This window comes from Hyphomonas sp. TMED31 (genome assembly GCF_002172815.1).
In the GTDB taxonomy this organism is placed as follows: Bacteria; Pseudomonadota; Alphaproteobacteria; order Caulobacterales; family Hyphomonadaceae; genus Hyphomonas; species Hyphomonas atlantica.
On the sequence record NZ_NHCK01000065.1, the window covers coordinates 39,898 to 58,219 of the forward strand.

Annotated in this window: 9 protein-coding genes; 2 read left to right on the forward strand and 7 right to left on the reverse strand. The window is 57.6% G+C overall.

Annotated features, from left to right (window positions below):
* Window positions 1-70: 70 nt before the first annotated feature.
* The 3 genes from CBB91_RS10115 to CBB91_RS10125 form a co-directional block, all read right to left on the reverse strand.
* Complete coding sequence (locus CBB91_RS10115; RefSeq protein WP_273013935.1) at window positions 71-3,328, reverse strand: error-prone DNA polymerase; 3,258 nt, start codon at window positions 3,326-3,328, stop codon at window positions 71-73.
* Window positions 3,325-4,920 (reverse strand): DNA polymerase Y family protein, encoded by a 1,596-nt coding sequence (locus tag CBB91_RS10120; RefSeq protein WP_273013936.1) that lies wholly within the window; start codon window positions 4,918-4,920, stop codon window positions 3,325-3,327. Before CBB91_RS10120 ends, CBB91_RS10115 begins: the two co-directional genes overlap by 4 nt.
* A gap of 819 nt (window positions 4,921-5,739) precedes the next feature.
* Window positions 5,740-6,387 carry a PepSY-associated TM helix domain-containing protein gene (locus CBB91_RS10125; RefSeq protein ID WP_273013937.1) on the reverse strand — a complete coding sequence of 216 codons (648 nt, stop codon included), beginning with the start codon at window positions 6,385-6,387 and terminating at the stop codon, window positions 5,740-5,742.
* Window positions 6,388-6,568: 181 nt separating this feature from the next.
* Between CBB91_RS10125 and CBB91_RS10130 the strand changes: the two genes are divergently transcribed.
* Together CBB91_RS10130 and CBB91_RS10135 are read left to right on the forward strand one after the other, a co-directional pair.
* Window positions 6,569-7,942 carry an anthranilate synthase component I family protein gene (locus CBB91_RS10130; RefSeq protein ID WP_273013938.1) on the forward strand — a complete coding sequence of 458 codons (1,374 nt, stop codon included), beginning with the start codon at window positions 6,569-6,571 and terminating at the stop codon, window positions 7,940-7,942.
* Window positions 7,939-8,523, forward strand: a complete 585-nt coding sequence (locus CBB91_RS10135; protein ID WP_273013939.1) for an aminodeoxychorismate/anthranilate synthase component II — start codon at window positions 7,939-7,941, stop codon at window positions 8,521-8,523. Before CBB91_RS10130 ends, CBB91_RS10135 begins: the two co-directional genes overlap by 4 nt.
* An 826-nt stretch (window positions 8,524-9,349) precedes the next feature.
* Here the strand turns inward: CBB91_RS10135 and ald are convergent.
* The 4 genes from ald to CBB91_RS10155 all read right to left on the reverse strand — a co-directional run bounded on the left by ald (window position 9,350) and on the right by CBB91_RS10155 (window position 16,341).
* Window positions 9,350-10,465, reverse strand: coding sequence for an alanine dehydrogenase (ald, locus tag CBB91_RS10140; protein ID WP_273013940.1), 1,116 nt, complete (start codon window positions 10,463-10,465; stop codon window positions 9,350-9,352).
* Between the two features lie 122 nt (window positions 10,466-10,587).
* A complete protein-coding gene (locus tag CBB91_RS10145; RefSeq protein ID WP_273013941.1) occupies window positions 10,588-12,006 on the reverse strand; it encodes a TolC family protein in 1,419 nt (472 codons plus the stop codon).
* Entirely contained in the window at window positions 12,003-15,140 is a 3,138-nt protein-coding gene (locus CBB91_RS10150) for an efflux RND transporter permease subunit (protein ID WP_273013942.1), read from the reverse strand. The genes CBB91_RS10145 and CBB91_RS10150 overlap by 4 nt, the downstream gene beginning before the upstream one ends.
* A gap of 19 nt (window positions 15,141-15,159) precedes the next feature.
* The gene (locus tag CBB91_RS10155; RefSeq protein ID WP_273013943.1) at window positions 15,160-16,341 is read right to left on the reverse strand and encodes an efflux RND transporter periplasmic adaptor subunit; all 1,182 of its coding nucleotides are present in this window, start codon (window positions 16,339-16,341) and stop codon (window positions 15,160-15,162) included.
* Window positions 16,342-18,322: the final 1,981 nt, after the last annotated feature.

Below are 18,322 nucleotides of genomic sequence, written 5' to 3' on the forward strand. Positions count from 1 at the left end.
CCGTAGATTTTCCACCACGGTAAAAGGGTATAATGATATGTCAATTGATGGGGGCTTCTTTCAGGCCCTGTCAGTGGAAATCCCTGCTTCGAGGAATGACCCGGACGTTGCGCGGGTGGCGTCCGCCTGAGCGCTGGGGTGGCGGACCCTTGCGCTCCGGAATGGGGCGGGTGACCTCATCGGCGCGATCAAGGGCCTGCTTCAGCGGGTCTTGATGCGCGTCTTCAGACAAGCAGGCCAAATCTCCGGTTCGGTCGATCAACTGATTTGCGACTATATGGGTAACATTGTCTGCGGTCTGGACCCGCCCCTTCACCAGCAGGATGCGCGCGCCCATCACCACAGAACGGAATCGCTCGAATACGTTTGGCCATACGACGAGGTTGGCGATGCCTGTTTCGTCTTCAATTGTAATGAAGCAGACACCGCTGGCTGAGCCGGGGCGCTGGCGAACCAGTACGACGCCGGCTGTCTGGACGCGCGCGCCATTTGCCAGGCTACAGGCCTCGCGTGTCGAAACAGCGCCCATCCGCTCATAGGCTTCGCGAAGGAAAGACATCGGGTGATCCTTGAGAGAGAGACGCGTGGTTTGATAGTCCTGCAAAACCTGTTCTGACGCAGGCATGATGGGCAATTGAGGGGCTTGTTCCTGGCCCTGCTCAGCAGCGTCCGCAGCTGCAAAAAGGGGCAGTGTGTTGCCGCTGGCCTCGCCGCGTACACTCCACAGGGCTTCGCGCCGACTGAGCTGCATGGAGCCGAAGGCGTCCGCCGCTGCCAACAACTCCAATGATCGACGGCTGACGCGCGCGCGGCGGCGTATGTCGTCCGGCCGGTCATAGCCATGTCCCCGCGCCACCATCAGCGCTTCCATCTCGTCTTCGCGCAGGCCGTCAACTTGACGGAAGCCGAGGCGAACCGCGCAATACTTGCCCTCGGCAGGCTCCAGCGTATTGTCCCAGTCTGACAGATTCACATCGACAGGGCGTATCTCCACGCCATGCTCCCGCGCATCCCGAACGATCTGGGCCGGAGCATAAAACCCCATGGGTTGGCTATTCAGCAGCGCAACGCAGAAAACATCCGGGTGGTGACATTTAAGCCAGCTGGATACATAAACGAGGTGTGCGAAGGAGGCTGCATGGCTTTCCGGGAAGCCATATTCGCCAAACCCTTTGACCTGATCAAAGCAACGTGCAGCAAAGGCGGAATCATATCCCCGCTCAATCATGCGACCGACCATCATGTCCTGATAGTTTCCAATCGTGCCGACTTTTCGGAAAGTGGCCATTGCGCGGCGCAGGCCATTGGCTTCGTCGGCTGAAAATTTCGCGGCATCCATGGCGATCTGCATGGCTTGTTCCTGAAACAGGGGCACGCCCAATGTTCGGCTGAGGATGCGTTCCAGTTCATCTGGGGGGCCATGCTCTGGCGCTGGAGACGGGTAGGTTACNGTTTCCAGCCCTTTGCGGCGGCGCAGATAAGGGTGGACCATATCCCCCTGAATGGGGCCNGGCCGCACNATGGCGACTTCGATGACGAGATCATANAANGTGCGNGGGCGAAGNCGCGGCAACATATTCATCTGTGCCCGGCTTTCTACCTGGAAGACTCCCAGACTGTCGCCTTCGCAAAGCATGTCATAGGTCGCCACATCATCTTGCGGAATGGTGGCGAGCGAGAACTCCAGCCCCTTGTGCAATTGAAGCAGGTCAAATGCCTTGCGGATACAGGTGAGCATGCCGAGCGCGAGCACGTCCACCTTCATGATGCCGAGTGCATTGATNTCGTCCTTGTCCCATTCAATGAATGTGCGCTCATCCATCGCGGCATTCCCTATAGGGACTGTCTCGACCAGCGGCCCGCGTGTCAGGACAAAGCCGCCAACATGTTGAGACAAATGNCGAGGGAAGCCAATCAATTGCTGGGTCAGCAGGATGGCGCGGCGGATCATGGGATTGGCCGGGTCCAGTCCGGCCTGCCGGATCTGGTTCGGATTGATGGCGCTGCCCCAACTGCCCCAGACCGTTCCGGCAAGTGCAGAAGAAACATCTTCGGTCAGGCCAAGTGCCTTGCAGACCTCGCGAACAGCAGAACGGGGNCGATAGGAAATCACNGTTGCTGTCANCGCAGCCTTGTGACGGCCATAGCGCTTGTAGACATGCTGGATGACTTCCTCGCGGCGCTCATGCTCGAAGTCGACATCGATGTCTGGCGGCTCCTTGCGCTCTCTGGAGAGAAAACGTTCAAACAGAAGGCTGGTCAGGGCCGGATCGACATTCGTGATCCCGATACAATAGCAGACTGCCGAGTTCGCGGCCGAGCCACGCCCCTGACAGAGAATGCCTTGNTCGCGNGCCCANGCAACTATGTCGTGTACGGTCAGGAAATAGCGTGCATAGTCCAGCTCCTCGATCAGGGCGAGTTCCTTGTTGAGGGCGGCGCTGACCTTGCCGGGAACGCCCTCTGGGTAGCGCCAATGTGCGCCGCTCCAGGTAAGGTCAGTCAGGTGTTCCTGTGGGGTCTTTCCGGCAGGCACGGGCTCATCAGGATATTCATAGGCCAATTCATCGAGGCTGAACTGACAGCGATCCACAATCTCGATGGTGCGGCGCAAAGCAGGCTCAAAGCCTCTGAACAGGCGCGCCATTTCTTCCGGACTTTTCAGATGGCGTTCCGCATGGGCCTCNAGCCGATAGCCAGCCTGTTCGATGGTGCAATGCGTGCGGATGCAGGTNAGAACATCCTGCAGGGGGCGTCGCTCCGGNGTGTGGTAGAGGACATCATTTGTCGCAANGATTGGNACNCCNTGGCGCGCGCAGAAATCGGCAATGCGAGCGATCCGTTCACGGTTGCGGCCATGATAGGCNTAGGTTGCAGCAGCGTAGACATTGCCTGGCGTATGCGCTGCGAAGCGTTCCAGTGTCTCTGCAAAGGTCGTGTCCAACCGTTCTGGTGGCTGGAAGATGAATACTTGTCCGTCTGCATGTGCGAGAATATCGTCCAGCGTGATCAGGCAGTCGCCCTTTTCCGCGCGCAGCTTTCCGTCTGAAAGGAGACGTGACAGCCGGCCATAAGCGGCCCGGTCAGTTGGGTANCAAATCAGTTCCGGGCCATCGGTTGNNACAAGGCGCGCGCCGATGAGAAGGCGTAGGCCAGCCTCTTTCGCTGCGATGTGCGCCCGCACGACGCCCGCGAGCGTATTGCGATCTGCAACNCCGACAGCTGTGAGCCCGAGCTGTTTGGCGGTCAGGACGAGTTCCTCTGCGTGTGAAGCTCCACGCAGAAATGAGAAGTTCGTTGTGACGGAGAGTTCTGCGTACTCAGTCATGCAAAAAGACCGTGGACATACCATTCCGGTGGTCCGCCGCGACCATCTCCGTAAAGTCCTTCGCGGAACAGCCAGTATCGTCGTCCGGATGCGTCCTCGACACGGTAATAGTCCCGTGCGCGGGGCAGGAGTTTTACCGGTTCGGAGGGGGCGTCCAGCATGGCTTCGAGGTCAGCGCGGACATGGGCAATCTGTGCGGCATCCGCGCGGGGATCCATTTTGGGGGTTAGCCAGGGGCGGGCTTGCCCATCCAGTGAGGGGGGAGTTTGGGGGGCGGCGATATGAGTCCACCATTCTGGTGCTATGCGTTCTGGCCCGTCGGCGCGGGTTACTGTACGCGGCACGCGTCGCCAGATGAAGCGCAAGGGCGGGCCGTCAGGCACTTCGGCCATAACTGTGACCCGTTCCGGTGAGGGTAGCAGGCGGATGGGTCGTGGCCCGGCAGTCGGGCTGGGTATGGCCGGAATCGGGGCGCTCCCGTCAAATCGCGCCTGAGGTTCGGCGCGCTCTGGCATGTGGCTTTCGCGGGGCTGGACCCGGCTGACCGCCCCCTCTCCAAGCCGGGCTGCGATCCGGTCGGCCAAGGCGGACAAGGCGATGGCGTCCATGTCGGTTGAGGCGAGATCGCCTGACAGCGCCATGGGGCTGGTTTCCATGGCATCGGTGCGATGGGCTTCGAGCAGGAGGAGGTCTATGCCAAACCCTGGATCAATCGTATCAATCCGCTCCCGGAACAAGCGGAGAATATGCTTCGGCTCACGTACAGGGCGGGCGGCTTTCACAGCGATGTCTGACCGGGAGCCATCTGATCTGAAAGCCGTAAGCAGGAAGCATCGTGCGCCGATCCCTGTGGCGCTGAGCGCTTCGCACACTTCCCGTGTTAGCTGTTCAAGGCCGATTTTGATAGCTTCGCTGGTGGCAATGGGCTCCGGACAGTTCAGCCGGGCTGACCGGAGTGGCATCGGACGCAGAGGCGCAAGGGGTTCATGGCGCAGGCCAAGGGCCTGATCGAGCCGGAGAAGCACAGCATCGGCGGCGGATCGNGATTGAAAACGCCGTCCCAACGCCTTGCGGTCAATACCGTAGAGCTGGCCAATCCGTGTCAGCCCGAACCGTCTTAGCAGGGTTTCGGCATCAGCAGACAGGCGCAAGGCGGCGACGGGCAGATCGGCAAGGCCAGCNTGTTCTTCGCCTTCCTTCAGGCAGGTGCCCGGCGCAGCGCGGGAGAGGGCCGAGGCTGCACCCGGTGTGCTGGCAAGACCCAATTGGTGTGGAATGGCATTCCGTTNCAACAGGCTGGAAAGCATTTCCATCATGGCGTGCTCACCGCCATAGAGGTGGTCGCATCCCGTTGTTTCAAGGATGAGTCCATCTGTGCCATCAATCGCGACAAGTGGCGACAATCGGATCATCCAGTCACCAAGGGCTGCGAGGGCCTTCGCATCGGCGACGGGGTCCAGATCCTCGGCGACGAGATTGGGCGCGCGGGCGCGGGCGTCTGTAAAGGCCAGTCCCTCTGTAACCCCCAATTGTCGGGCAGGTTCATTGGCGGCCGCTACGCGCAGGCCCTTGGCGCCGTTTTCCAGCAGCACGAAGGGCTGGTGGGGATCAGGCGCTTTGTCGGAGNTGGGACGGGCCGATCCGGTCCTGTGCCCACGACGGGCGCGTCGCAACCGGGTCAGCGGCCAATCCGGACACCACACGCAAAGATAGCGTTTCATCATCAAGCTCCAGATCAAAGGANTGCCCGGCCATGTGCGGGGCCTGGCGGGACCGTTCGAGCACAGCCTTCCAGCGGAGCGCTCCGGGGGCTTTCGGGTCGTAACGGTTCGGGGAGGACGGGCGGGGGGATATACGCCAACGGGCACTGGCGGCGGTGGCACCATCACGGCTGTAAGGCATTAGCAGAAGCACAGGCACGCCGTGGCGACCGGCGGCCAATGCCAAGCGACGAGATGCTGTGAAGTCGGTGTCTTCCAGTTCTGCGATAACAAGCGCTGCGACACCTGAGCGAATGGCTTCTTCAGTCGCCCAGAGGGTTTCGGAAAGTTTGCGGGGCGTGATTGTCAGGCAGGGGGATATATTTGTTGAGATCTCCCGATAGCCAGCTTGCAGGAGGAGACCATGAGACTGTTTCAGGCCGGCTTGGCGGATCCAGACAATCGGGCCTTTGCGATGCGCTCTGGCCGCGAGGGCAAAGCCCGTCATGGCGGCGAAATCCCCATGCGAGGCTTCGCAGATTTCATGCAGGCCTGCATCCCCCAGCCCGAGGGGGAAGGCCAGACTGGGCCGGTCCCGGGGGGATGACAGATGAAAAACATCCTTCAGGGGAAGTGGTGCATGCTCCATATGTTCATTATTTGTTCTGCCGCAGAAGAGTCAACTGCGCGCCGCTGCTGAGGTGAAATTCCTCAGGCGTGAACGAAGATCAGGAGAAGGATAACGGGCAGGGCGAAGCCTAGTGCTGTCAATGGCCATGTGCTGTTACGGCGAGCGGCCTGCATCTGCAGTAGCCATAGACCAGTCGCGCTGAAAATGATCACGCCAATCGCGAACAGATCCAGAAATAACGTCCAGGCCAGTCCCGTGTTGCGGCCCTTATGCAAGTCGTTGAGGTAGGCAACCACGCCGCGATTGGTCTTCTCGAACAGGACGTCGCCTGTTTCGCGATCGATGCTGACCCAGGCATCGCCACCGGGGCGGGCAATACTGATGTTGATGTCGTACTCGGTCCACTCCCCGGTGCGACCGATCAAATCGAAGCCAGTCTCAGACTTCAGGTAACGTGCCACTTCTTTCGGCAAAGGCAATTGCGTGCCGTCTTCCAGAGTCTCCTGAAGCTGGCGTGCCATCTCCTCTGGCAGCACGACTTCTCCCTCAACCACTTTTGGTTTCGCAGACAGAATGCCTGCATGGTTGAGAGTGATCCCCGTAGACGCAAACAGGATCATGCCGACCAGACAGACCGCGCCAGACATCCAATGTATTGTACGCACCTGACGCTTGACGAACATCTTGAAGGAAGCCCGCTTGGCAGCGGCGGCAGGAGAAGAGTTCATGGAGACAGAATCCGCTATTGATGTCGCGTGGGGAGGTGCGCGCCACTGTTGCCCGGCGTCGTAACACGGCCCGAAATGCTCTTGCAAGTCATTCGCATGAATTTGCTGCGATCATTACGTGCCTTTTATGTCGCGCACTCTATTGATCTGTGGAGGTTTCTCATCTCTGAGTTGGGTCCGAATGCGTTACGTTTTGTTAGATCAATGTGATCCTGCACATGCTGCAGCTGTCTTCCATCGTGAGCCGGGCATGCTGTGGCTGGATAGTGCAGATCCGGATCACCCATCGTCGCGATGGTCGTATCTTTGTGTGGCGCCGGTTTCGACCATGCGCCTGACCGCCCAGGCGACCGAAACTGAATTTGCTGCCAGCATGGATATGTTGCGCCGGTGGGTGACGGCACGACCTCGAACCCGAATTTCTGGCGGACCACCGTTTCAGGGCGGCGCAGCAGGCTATGTGGCCTATGATGCCGCGCCACTCTTCCATAGCCGGTTCCATTCGCGCCATGTTGCACAATCTGATTTGGCGGAATTCAGTTTGTACGACACGCTCTTGGCGTTTGATCATGTGCGGGGAAAGACCTGGATTATGTCCGCTGGTCTCTCGTCTTCTGATGAAGACCAAAACGAAGGTCTCGCAGATGAGCGAATATCGAAAGTAATGGCAGCCCTTTCGGGATCAGGCGGACTAGCCACCTCTGAGGCGTCGATTAAGTGGGCGCGTCCTGACCGGGCCATCGATTACATGAAAGCGGTTGAGCGTACACAGGAATACATACTGGATGGCGACATCTATCAGGCGAACATTGCCCAAAATTGGATCAGTGAAAAATTGGGTGCCAACGATGCGTTCACCAATTATCTCGAGATGCGAAAGCGAACACCTGCGCCGTTCGCGGCTTTTGGCCATTTTGGTGGGCGAATACTGGCCAGCGCGTCACCGGAGCGATTGATCTCTGTGTCGGCTGATAGGCGTGTTGTCGCAGAACCGATCAAGGGGACGATGCGGCGGGCATCAGACCCGAAAGTCGACGCTAACATTCAGGCCGAGTTGTTGGCGTCCGAGAAGGATCGTGCAGAGAATATAATGATTACTGACCTCCTGCGGAATGATCTTTCAGTCGTGTGTGCGCCAGATTCGGTCAAGGTTACGTCACTCTGCAGGCTTGAGACATTCTCCAATCTTCACCATCTTGTCTCGACCATCGAAGGTGATCTGGCCGAAGACAAGGACGGCGTTGATTTGTTCTCAGCAGTGTTTCCTGGCGGATCTATCACAGGGGCGCCCAAATTGCGCGCCATGGAGATCATTGACGAACTGGAACAAAGACCGCGCGGCGCGTATTGCGGAGCGGTTGGATATGCCGGCTTTGACGGTGCGATGGATTTCAACATCCTTATACGTTCTATAGACCATCTTCCTGAGGAGAGCGTGCTGCTGGCAGGGGGAGGCATTACGCTGATGTCGGATCCGCAAGGTGAACTTGCCGAGTCGGAGTTGAAGGCGGAGCGGATAGCGCCCGGGCTATTTGCCGAAGAGAACTCGTCATGATCCTTGTTCTCAACAATCGCGATAGTTTTGTGTTCAACCTGGCAAGGTATGTGACCTGTGCAGGCGCAGACGTGACGGTCATCGATAGTGACCGCGTCACGCTGAGTGAGATAACCGATCTGGAACCAGACGCGCTCGTGCTCTCACCGGGGCCCTGTACACCGAACGAGGCCGGAATTTGCCTCGATGTCGTGCGCCATTTCAGTGATGCGTTGCCGATTCTCGGAGTGTGTCTCGGCCACCAGACGATTGCGCAAGTGTATGGCGGCAAGATTGTCAGGGCGGATCATCCAAGGCATGGCCGCACGACAAAATTGTCCGTCCAGAGTGGAAAATTGTTTGAAGGGCTGCCAAGGTCATACGAGGTGGGGCTGTACAATTCCCTCGTCGCACAGTTTGATGAATTGCCCGACGACCTCGTGGTGGACGCGGTATCGGCTGAAGGTGAGATTATGGCGCTTTCGCATATCTCGAAACCGCTCTTCGGTGTCCAATTCCATCCAGAGTCTATCCTGACCGAATATGGTGCGGAGTTGATTGGCAACTTCGTACGCATCAGTAAGACGTGGCCTCAACTATGAGTTTGTTTCAACCATCATCCAGTCCGGTCCATTCCGTTTCGTTCGATGTCAGGGACCGGGGGCTGTTGCTGGCAGACGGGGTGTTTGATACGTCCTTGATGGTTCGTGGGCGGATTATTTTGCGAGAGGCTCATATAAATCGCCTTCTGGATGGCGCTGTCGCTCTTGGCATCCCATTGCAGCGCTCTCAGGTTGCGCAGGCGATGGACCAGGCTGCCCCGCCCNANTCATCCGGAGCGCTGCGNGTTACNGTCACGAGAGGCGCGGGNGGTAGAGGGCTNGCCGGAGANGTGNCNNGTGGCGCGACNATTTTGGCGAATTTGACAGACTATGATGTTNGCGNGCCNTTGCCCGCCGTGCANGTCCAGGAGAGCGAGATTCTGCGCAATCCAACCTCTATAGGTTCGCGGTNCAAGACTTTGTCTTATACGGACAATGTAGTTGCTCTACGTGCCGCAGTCTCCTCTGGGTTTGGAGATGCGTTTTTCTTTTCGCCAGACGGCAATCTGTCTTGTGCGACGGCGGCGAACGTCTTCGTGCAGCTAGGTCGAAACATCGTGACGCCGCCGGTCAACGATGGGGCCTTGCCCGGCGTGATGCGAAACTGGATCCTTGCGCAGGGCCGCATCGGCGGTTTCGCAGTGTCCGAAAGGTCGGTATCGCGCAGTGATGTGTTGGCTGCTGACCGCGTGTTCCTGACGAACAGCTTGCGATTGTTCCAGCCTGTGTNGGGGTTTGAGNGCACTCATTATGAGCCGTCGCTGCCCGACGGGTGTGAAGCGCTGCGGAGCCAACTGACTGGTCGCTGACCCCGCTGTGGTCGCAACTANGCCAGNGCTGTGGTCAAAGGCGTCAGATCGAGCTTCAGGCTTTCCGCCACCGCTTCGCACGTGACCTTTCCGTTCCATACGTTCAGTCCCGCTGCCAGGTGCGGGTCTGACCTCAATGCCTCTTTCCAGCCCTTGTCAGCGATCCGCAGCGCATGTGGAAGCGTGGCATTGTTGAGGGCATAGGTAGAGGTTCTGGCAACAGCGCCTGGCATGTTTGCGACGCAATAGTGCACGATGTCGTCCACCACATAAGTTGGGGCGTCATGTGTCGTTGGCTTTGAGGTTTCAAAACAGCCGCCCTGATCGATCGCGACATCCACCATGACGGCGCCGGGCTGCATGATGGAAAGCATTTCGCGGGTGATCAGCTTCGGCGCTGCAGAGCCGGGTACGAGCACGGCGCCGATCACGAGATCAGCTTGCGCGATTTCCTGCTCGAGTGTGGCGCGCGTGGAGTAGACCGTGTTTGCGCCTGCTTCAAAATGCGTCGCGAGGCGTTCGAGCACATCGGGGTTGCGGTCCAGAATGGTCACATCGGCATGCATGCCCACGGCCATTTGAGCCGCGTTGAAGCCAACCACACCGCCTCCGATTACGACCACACGGCTCGCGCGCACGCCCGGAACACCGCCGATCAGAACGCCGCGGCCACCNTTGGCTTTTTCGAGTGCAGACGCGCCAGCCTGCACNGCAAGTCGACCGGCCACCTGGCTCATGGGNTTCAACAGGGGCAATCCGCCTGTGCGATCCGTGACGGTTTCATAGGCGATGCAAACTGCGCCTGATTTCATCAGATCCTGGGTCTGTTCCGGATCCGGGGCGAGGTGCAGGTAAGTGAACAGGATCTGACCTTCGCGAAGCATGGCGCGCTCCGGTGCCAAGGGCTCCTTCACCTTGATGATCATGTCTGAGCTGGCAAACACATCTGTCGCCGTGTCCGCGATGTCAGCACCAACGGCGCGATAGGCATCGTCTGCAGCGCCAATGCCCATGCCGGCCTGAGTTTCGACTAGAACGGTGTGTCCACGCGCGACAAACTCGCTGACGCTTTCCGGGGTCAGGCCTACCCGAAATTCGTTATTCTTGATTTCCTTTGGAACGCCAATCCGCATGCTCGCAACTCCCGGCAGGTGATGTTACCTCTATTTTCGCGGATATCGTATGTTTTATGCCCTGATGTCCAGTAAGTTNGTATGAATCGTTTCGCGATGAAAAATTATTGCCGAAAAATATTCTATTCGCTTGGTGTGGTTTCTGCTGGCTCTTCCCAAACTGCCAAGGCCCGATAGAGCGCCAGGCTGTTCAGTCCATGGTCCAGATTTGCCTGAATGAGTTGCTGTTGGGCGTCATAATTTTCGCGCTGAGCGTCGAGCACGGTCAGATAGTCGTCCAACCCGGACTTGAACCGCTCCTGAGACAGATTCAGTGTTACGCTGGTATCCTCCGCCAGTTGTTCAAGCGCATCCAGGCGGTGCGAAATTGTTTCTGAAACCGCGAGTGCGTTGGCAACCTCCCGGAAGGCCTGCTGGATAGCGCCTTCATAGGTGGCGATGGCTGCGTCAGCGTTCGCTCGGGCGGCATCGAGGTTTCCTTGCCGGGCGCCGAAATCGAAAATCGGGATTGAGACGCTCGGCGTAAACGTCCAACCTGACGCGTAGTCGCCTTCGAACAGGTCTGAAATGTCGCCTCCCGCAACCCCAACACCCCCAGACAAGGATACGGACGGGAAATAGGCGGCGCGTGCCGCGCCGATATTGGCGTTTGCAGCGAGCAATGTTCGTTCAGCCTGGATAACGTCTGGACGACGCAACAGAACCGAGGATGATTGGCCGACTGGCAAATTCAATTGTACCGGCGAAGGTGAGAGCGCCACGCTTGCCTCAATTGCCGGCGGCAGATCCGTGCCAACCAGATAACGGAGCGTATTGATGTCTCGCCGTACATTCGCTTCGAATGTAGCAGCCTGAGCCTGNGCAGACGCAACCGATGCGGAGGCACGTCGCAGGTCAATCTCACTGGCCGTCCCGGCATCGAAGAGTGCCTGAGTGAGCTCCAGACTTTCTTTCTGGCTCTCGGCGGTTTGTTGAGCAAGGCGCAACAATTCCTTGTCCGCACCCAGTTGCAGCCAGGCTTCAGCCACGGATGCAACGAGCGAGATCTTCGTCGCGCGTTCNCCTTCTACGCTGGCGAGATAAGTCTGCANTGCCGCGTCATTCGTGTTGCGGATGCGCCCGAAGAAATCGAGCTCCCATGCGGAAACACCAATTTGCGCGGATGTGCTGTCGCTGAACGCTGATGAGTACGCTGAGCTGTCATCAAAAGTGTCGCCAATCTGCGCATTGCCTGAGCCATTGAAAGACGGCCAGAAGCCCGATCGCGCGGTGATGAGATTGGCGCGGGCCACTTCAACCGTCGCGGCGACCGTTCTCAAGTCGCGGTTCTGTTCAAGCGACAAGGCGATCAGCTCCTGAAGCTCTTCGGACTGGACGACCTGCTGCCAAGTCAGTGTCGAGGCTCCTTCCTGGGAAGGATCAGCAACCGGCAGTTCCGCCGGAACAGGGGCTACGGGGCGCTCATATTCCGGCGCCATATTGACACAGCCTGTGAGAACCAGCGCGCTGAGGGAAGCGGCGAGATAGTGGTGGCGGGTCATGCGGTCTCTCCAGTATTGGCAGGACGCTGGCCGCGAAGGCGCATGGTTACCTGACGAACGATGACATAAAACAGGGGGGCAAACAGCAGGCTGAACGTCATGGCGGCAATGACGCCACCAATCATGATCCAGCCCATCGCGTTACGACTTTCAGATCCCGCACCTGAGCTTAGCGCCAATGGCAGTACACCGAAGCCGAAGGCCAGGGATGTCATCAGCACGGGGCGGATACGAAGACGGACCGCTTCAATCGTGGCAGACACGACTTCCTTGCCGGTTTCTTCGAGAGTGCGTGCGAATTCGACAATCAGAATAGCGTTTTTTGAGGCTAGTCCGACCGTCATCAACAGTCCCACCTGGAAGAACACATCGTTTGCCAGACCGAACAGGTTTGCCGAGGCGACGGCNCCTGTAACGCCGAGCGGTGCAACGAGAAGTACCGAAATNGGCACTGTCCAGCTTTCATAGAGNGCCGCGAGGCAAAGGAATACGAAAAGCAGAGACATGANATANAGCATGGTCGCCTGATTTCCGGTTTGTTGCTCCTGACGGCTGAGGCCACTCCATTCATAGGTGATGTCGCCCGGCAGCTGGTCGACCAGGCTGCCGATGAGNTCCATCGAAGCTCCCGAGCTCTGTCCNGGGGCTGGCGATCCCTGGATGTTCATGGCGGAAACGCCGTTGAAGCGCTGCAATTGGGGAGAGCCATAGCTCCATTCGCCGGATACGATTTCGTCCAGTGGAACCATNTCACCTGTATTGCTGCGTGCGAACCAGTTCGAGACATCGTCTGGCTGCATGCGGTCGTCTGCATCGCCTTGGACATACACGCGCTTGATCCGTCCACGATCCAGAAAGTCGTTCACATAGGTGCCACCAAAAGCGATGGACAGCAGACTTGTTGCGTCCCCGACCGAGACACCTAGGGCCTGAGACTTCTGGTAGTCCAGATGCATGTTGAATTGTGGGCCATCATCACTNCCGTTCGGGCGTACACCCATCAGGCGGGGGTCTTGAGAGGCCATGCCGAGCAATTGATTGCGTGCATTGAGGAACTCCTCGTGGGACAGCCCGCCAGTGTTCTTGATGTATAGGTCAAATCCGCTGGAGTTGCCCATTTCCTGAATGGGAGGCGGAACAATCGGGAAGATGTTTGCCTCATCGATTTGGGAGAGGCCTCCAAATGCGCGGCCCGCAATAGCTTGTACAGTGTTTTCGGCACCGGGGCGCTCTTCCCAATCATTCATGGCTGCGAAGGCAATGCCATTGTTTTGGCCNGCCCCNACGACGCTGAAGCCGGCGACCGTGAAGAGGCCCTTGATGTTGGAACTTTCGTTTTCAGCATAATAGCCCCGAACTTCGTCAAGCACGGAAGCTGTGCGTTCAAGTGTGGCGCTTTCCGGTAGCTGAACGATGGTCATCATTGTGCCCTGGTCTTCGTCTGGGAGGAACGCGGTGGGCAAGCGGACAAACATCAGGCCGGTCAGGGTGATGATTATTGCGAATACGCCCAGCATGATCCAGCGCCGACGCACAATCCGGGTGACCGCCGCCTCATAGCCACTGGTCAGCTTGTNNAATCCGGCATTGAAGGCATTCGCGGGAGCCATGAGCCACGACTTGCCATTCCCGTGAGAAGGCTTGAGCAGCGTGGCGCAGAGAGCTGGAGACAGCACGACAGCTACAATTACCGACAAGGTCATGGCGGCCACGATTGTCACTGAGAATTGGCGGTAGATCACCCCGGCTGAACCGGGGAAAAACGCCATTGGAACGAAAACGGCTGAGAGCACGACGGCAATTCCGACAAGTGCGCCGGTGATTTGCTGCATGGATTTGACGGTGGCGTCATAAGGCGACAATCCATCCTCATGCATTACGCGCTCAACNTTTTCGACAACGACAATCGCGTCATCAACCAGCAAGCCGATAGCGAGCACCATGGCGAACATGGTCAACGTGTTGATGGACATGCCGAATACCAGCAGCACGGCGAATGTTCCCAACAACACTACAGGCACGGCAATGATCGGGATCAATGACGCGCGGAAGCTTTGAAGGAATATCAGGATAACGACGAAGACCAGTGCGATGGCTTCGTAAAGTGTCTTTTCTACTTCGTGGATGGAGGTCTCGATGAAGGGGGTCGCATCCACCGGGAAGACGTATTCCATATCTGCGGGGAAATCTTCCGCGAGGTGGCCCATCGCTTCTTTCACTCGTTCGGCAGTGTCGAGCGCGTTTGCGCCTGTCGCAAGCGAGACGGCGAATCCCGTTGATGGATAGCCATTGAAGCGAGAGATGAAGGAGTAGTCCTGTGCGCCCAATTCAACTCGCGCTACATCCTGCAGTCTCACAGAGCCGCCAGCTGACGTCGTGCGGATAAGCAGATTGCGGAATTGTTCTGGTGTCGTCAGCAACGATTGCAATGTCACCGTCACATTGATTTCCTGGCCGGGTACTGAGGGCGCGCCGCCGAGGGCACCCGAGGCGATCTGTGCGTTCTGCGCCTCGATGGCTTGGACGACTTCAGACGGCGTCAGGCCGTATTGATTGAGCTTTTCAGGTTCGAGCCAAACCCGCATTGCGTACTGGGAGCCGAACACCTGGACATTCCCAACACCATCCAGACGACTGATCGTGTCGTAGATGTTCGATTGGACATAGTCGCCCAAATCCGTCTGATTGAATGTTTCGTTTGGCGAGTAGACAGCCGTTACCAGCAGGAAGCCCCCGCTCGCCTTGCTGACCGTCACGCCCTGACGCTGAACCTGCTCTGGCAGAAGAGGTGTGGCCAGGGAAATCTTGTTCTGTGTCTGCACTTGCGCAATGTCAGGGTCCGTGCCGGGCTCGAAGGAAAGCGTGATGGATGCAACGCCGTCCGAGCTTGAGGAAGAGGAAATATAGTCCAGTCCGTCCAGCCCGGTGAGTTGCTGTTCGATAACNTGNGTTACCGCATTCTCAACGGCTTCGGCTGAGGCGCCGGGATAGCTCGCATTGATGCTTACCGTGGTAGGAGCAATGTCCGGATACTGCGCGACTGGAAGCGACCGAAGCGCCATCCCGCCCGCAAGCATGATAATGATCGCAATCACCCAGGCGAACACTGGGCGATCAATGAAAAACTTGGCCATGAGTGAGTATCCGGTGTTTCTAGTTCAGGTCGCTTTGGGTTTCGCGGGCGGCAGANATCTGAGGATTTGCCCGNACAGGGTTTACCGTCATGCCNNCTTGAACCGATTGCAGGTTTGAGANGACGACTTCTTCACCCGCTTCCAATCCATCGAGCACGATCCAGGATTTTCCATCAAAGTCCTCAACCTTGATGAGGCGCTGTTCAACCGTGTTGTCTTCCTTCAGNACCATGACAGATGCCTGGCCTGTCGGCGTGCGCGATACGACGGACTGTGGGAGAGTAACGACGTTCTCGTATGAGCCGGCAACAAACTTCGCGCGAACGAACATACCGGGCAGGAGGATGCCATCCGGATTGGGTACATTTGCGCGCACGGCAATCGTGCCTGCACTCTCATCAACATTCACTTCGCTGAACTCAAGCGTACCCTGAAGCGGGTAGATGGAGCCGTCATTCAAAATGATGCTCACTGGTGTCATGTTGAGTTCTGAAGAGGCCACCTCTCCAGAAGCGATTTGCTGGCGAACGCTGAGTACCCGGTTGCTGGAAACAGTCAGGTCCACATAGATGGGGTCNATCTGAAGNACGCGGGCCAGGGCNTCGGTCTGGTTTTGTGTGACGAGCGCGCCCTGCGTTACGGAAGAGCGACCNATGCGGCCTTCAATCGGAGATGAGATTTTTGTACGGGCAAGGTCGATACGNGCGCGGTCCAAAGCTGCTCTTTGGAGCGCGATATCCGCCTCCGCTTCCTGGGCTGAGGCCATTGCCTGATCATATTCCTGCTGGCTGACGGCGTTGATCTTTGCGAGCTCAGCGAAACGNGCAGCCGTCTCATGTGCGACTTTGGAAGATGCTTGCGCGCGGGCCAAGGATGCTTCGGCGCTTCTTACATCTGCTGCATATTCGGCGGCATCGATTTGATATAGGGCCTGNCCGCGTTCGACCAGGTCGCCTTCCTTGAAGAGGCGTTCCTTGATGATGCCTGTAACTTGCGGCCGAATCTCAGCCTCGGCGTATGCGCGTGCACGACCGGGGAGTTCCACCTCGTTTGGAACGGTGGTCAGTTCCGCGGTGAGTGTCTCAACTCGGGGGGCNACAGGTTGCGGTGTCGCGGTGGTTTCCCCACTGTCACCACATGCCGTCGCGAGTAACGCAACGGCAAGGGCTGCAACCGAAAGACTTTTTCTTATAGGTTTCATGGGGATTCCTTGACGAGCCGGTCGGCTCACTTNTAAAAATAGAATGAGCGCTCTATCTAGTGCTGCGGTGCAGCAAGTCAAGATTGGGCATGACGTAAATTAGGTGCATAAACGCATGACAGATATTCAGATTTCGAAGACCGCCGCCAAGAGAGAGGCCAGGATTGCCGAAATCCTCGATTGTGCNGAGGTACAGTTCGTTGAGAGTGGATTTCATGGCGCGGGAATTTCGGGCATTGCGAAATCCTGCGGAATAAGCGTCGGGCACCTCTATCACTACTTTTCCTCCAAAGAGGCTCTCATCGAAGCCGTCGTGGAGCGGGAACTGGTGCGGCAGCGGGACAAGCTGGAAGACTTTCGGAATCTCAACGCTGCAGAAATTCGTGATCAGATCGCGCCCCTGGTCATTGATGCTATTGTAAAAAGCCAGGAACCGTTCCGAACTGTTTTGAATTTTGAGATTCTGGCTGAGGCGCAGCGCAATCCTTCGATCGCTGCGATATTGCAGCGATATGACCGAGAAATTCGGGAGGAGTTTTGCGCTCTTCTCGAAAAGGCCGGTATTGGGACGCCCATCATGCGAACCGAAATGCTCTTNAGCCTGTTTGCGGGAATTCCCGCCCGCAATCTGCGCCATCCGGAGCAGGAGCGCTCCCAATTCATTGAGCTGATGAAGCCGATCATCACAGATATTCTTGTAGGGGACGATTGCTCAGGTTGAGGCGCATATGCATTGCGCCGTCTTCATTTTGATGTCGAAAGGAAGGCGGTCATGCTCGCNCGTAGCGTGTCAGCTCCACNGGAAGTAACGCTGGCCATTTGGACAGACCTGCGGTCGTGCCGAGGTTCTGTCACCGGGCGTTCAAAATTTAGCTCTTTGTAGCAAGCAAGACTTTCAACATAGCACGAGGATCCCGAGTACACGGCCCGGGTGATATGGTCCGGAAAGAGCAATCGCGACCTGATAATACGTTCAGCGCCTGCTTCAAGCGCTTCGAGGTTTCGATAAACCTCGAAATGTATATGGGGTATGCGCCCGCGATATGTTCCGGGAAACACCGTTGAAAATCGTACCCGTCCACTCGTGTCAGTAACGCCAATCCCCCTTAAGTAATTTGTATCCGGTTTATTGTACACAGAGTACTTCCCAGAGGCATCCGCGTGCCAGATATGGATCGCATGATTTGCAAGCGGCGCTTGCCTGTTTGAGGCTGAGAGGAACTGAAGTCTCAGATCAAGTGGCGCGCCGGTGGCGGTTCCTGAAAGGCCTGCGAAACCCCGTTTCAGATCAGATCGTATCAGGCCGGAATTGATCCATAGCCTGGCAAGGCTCTGCTCAAGGCCGAGAAATTGGTCGGCGGGATAAGGCGTGATGGCGTTTGCCGCCTCTACGGGCGCAAATGGTTGTCGCCGTACCGAATTTCTCATGCCTATTGCCGCCCGCGAGGTGGAGGTGCACGGCGGTTAGAACCCTGAGGTGTCGGTTGATCCATCCGATTTGTGATTTCGGAAGCTGCCAAAAGCTCTGCGCGGGTGAGGTGTCCGTTGTGGTCCCTATCGAATGTTTCGAATATGTCGATTAGACGTGTTCGGAACTCCTGCGGGGTGATGCGGCCGTCCAAATTGCTGTCGAATGCTATAGGATTGGGTAAGGCGTTCGGATCTCCAAGTGCTGTACTTGACCATTGGGTCATCTCGATTGCGGTCCTATAATCGCTCTTTGCTCCAGATACTGACAGCCACTCCATCTCAGTGCCCTGCTGAGCCTCTGAGAGTGTGACTATGTGATCCTGGTTTGTGTCCATTCCAGCAAACAGGAGTGCGATGGGCGGAGCCGACATCGGTTGTGAGGGCACCGGGCGGGCGCGATCATCTTTGTCTCGACCGGTGGGAGGCCCTGGTCGTGAGGATGATGCGCAGGCGGCCAGCAAAAACGCTGCGCCTATGCCCAAAACGGCGAGCTTGGTGGTGGAAGTCCGTT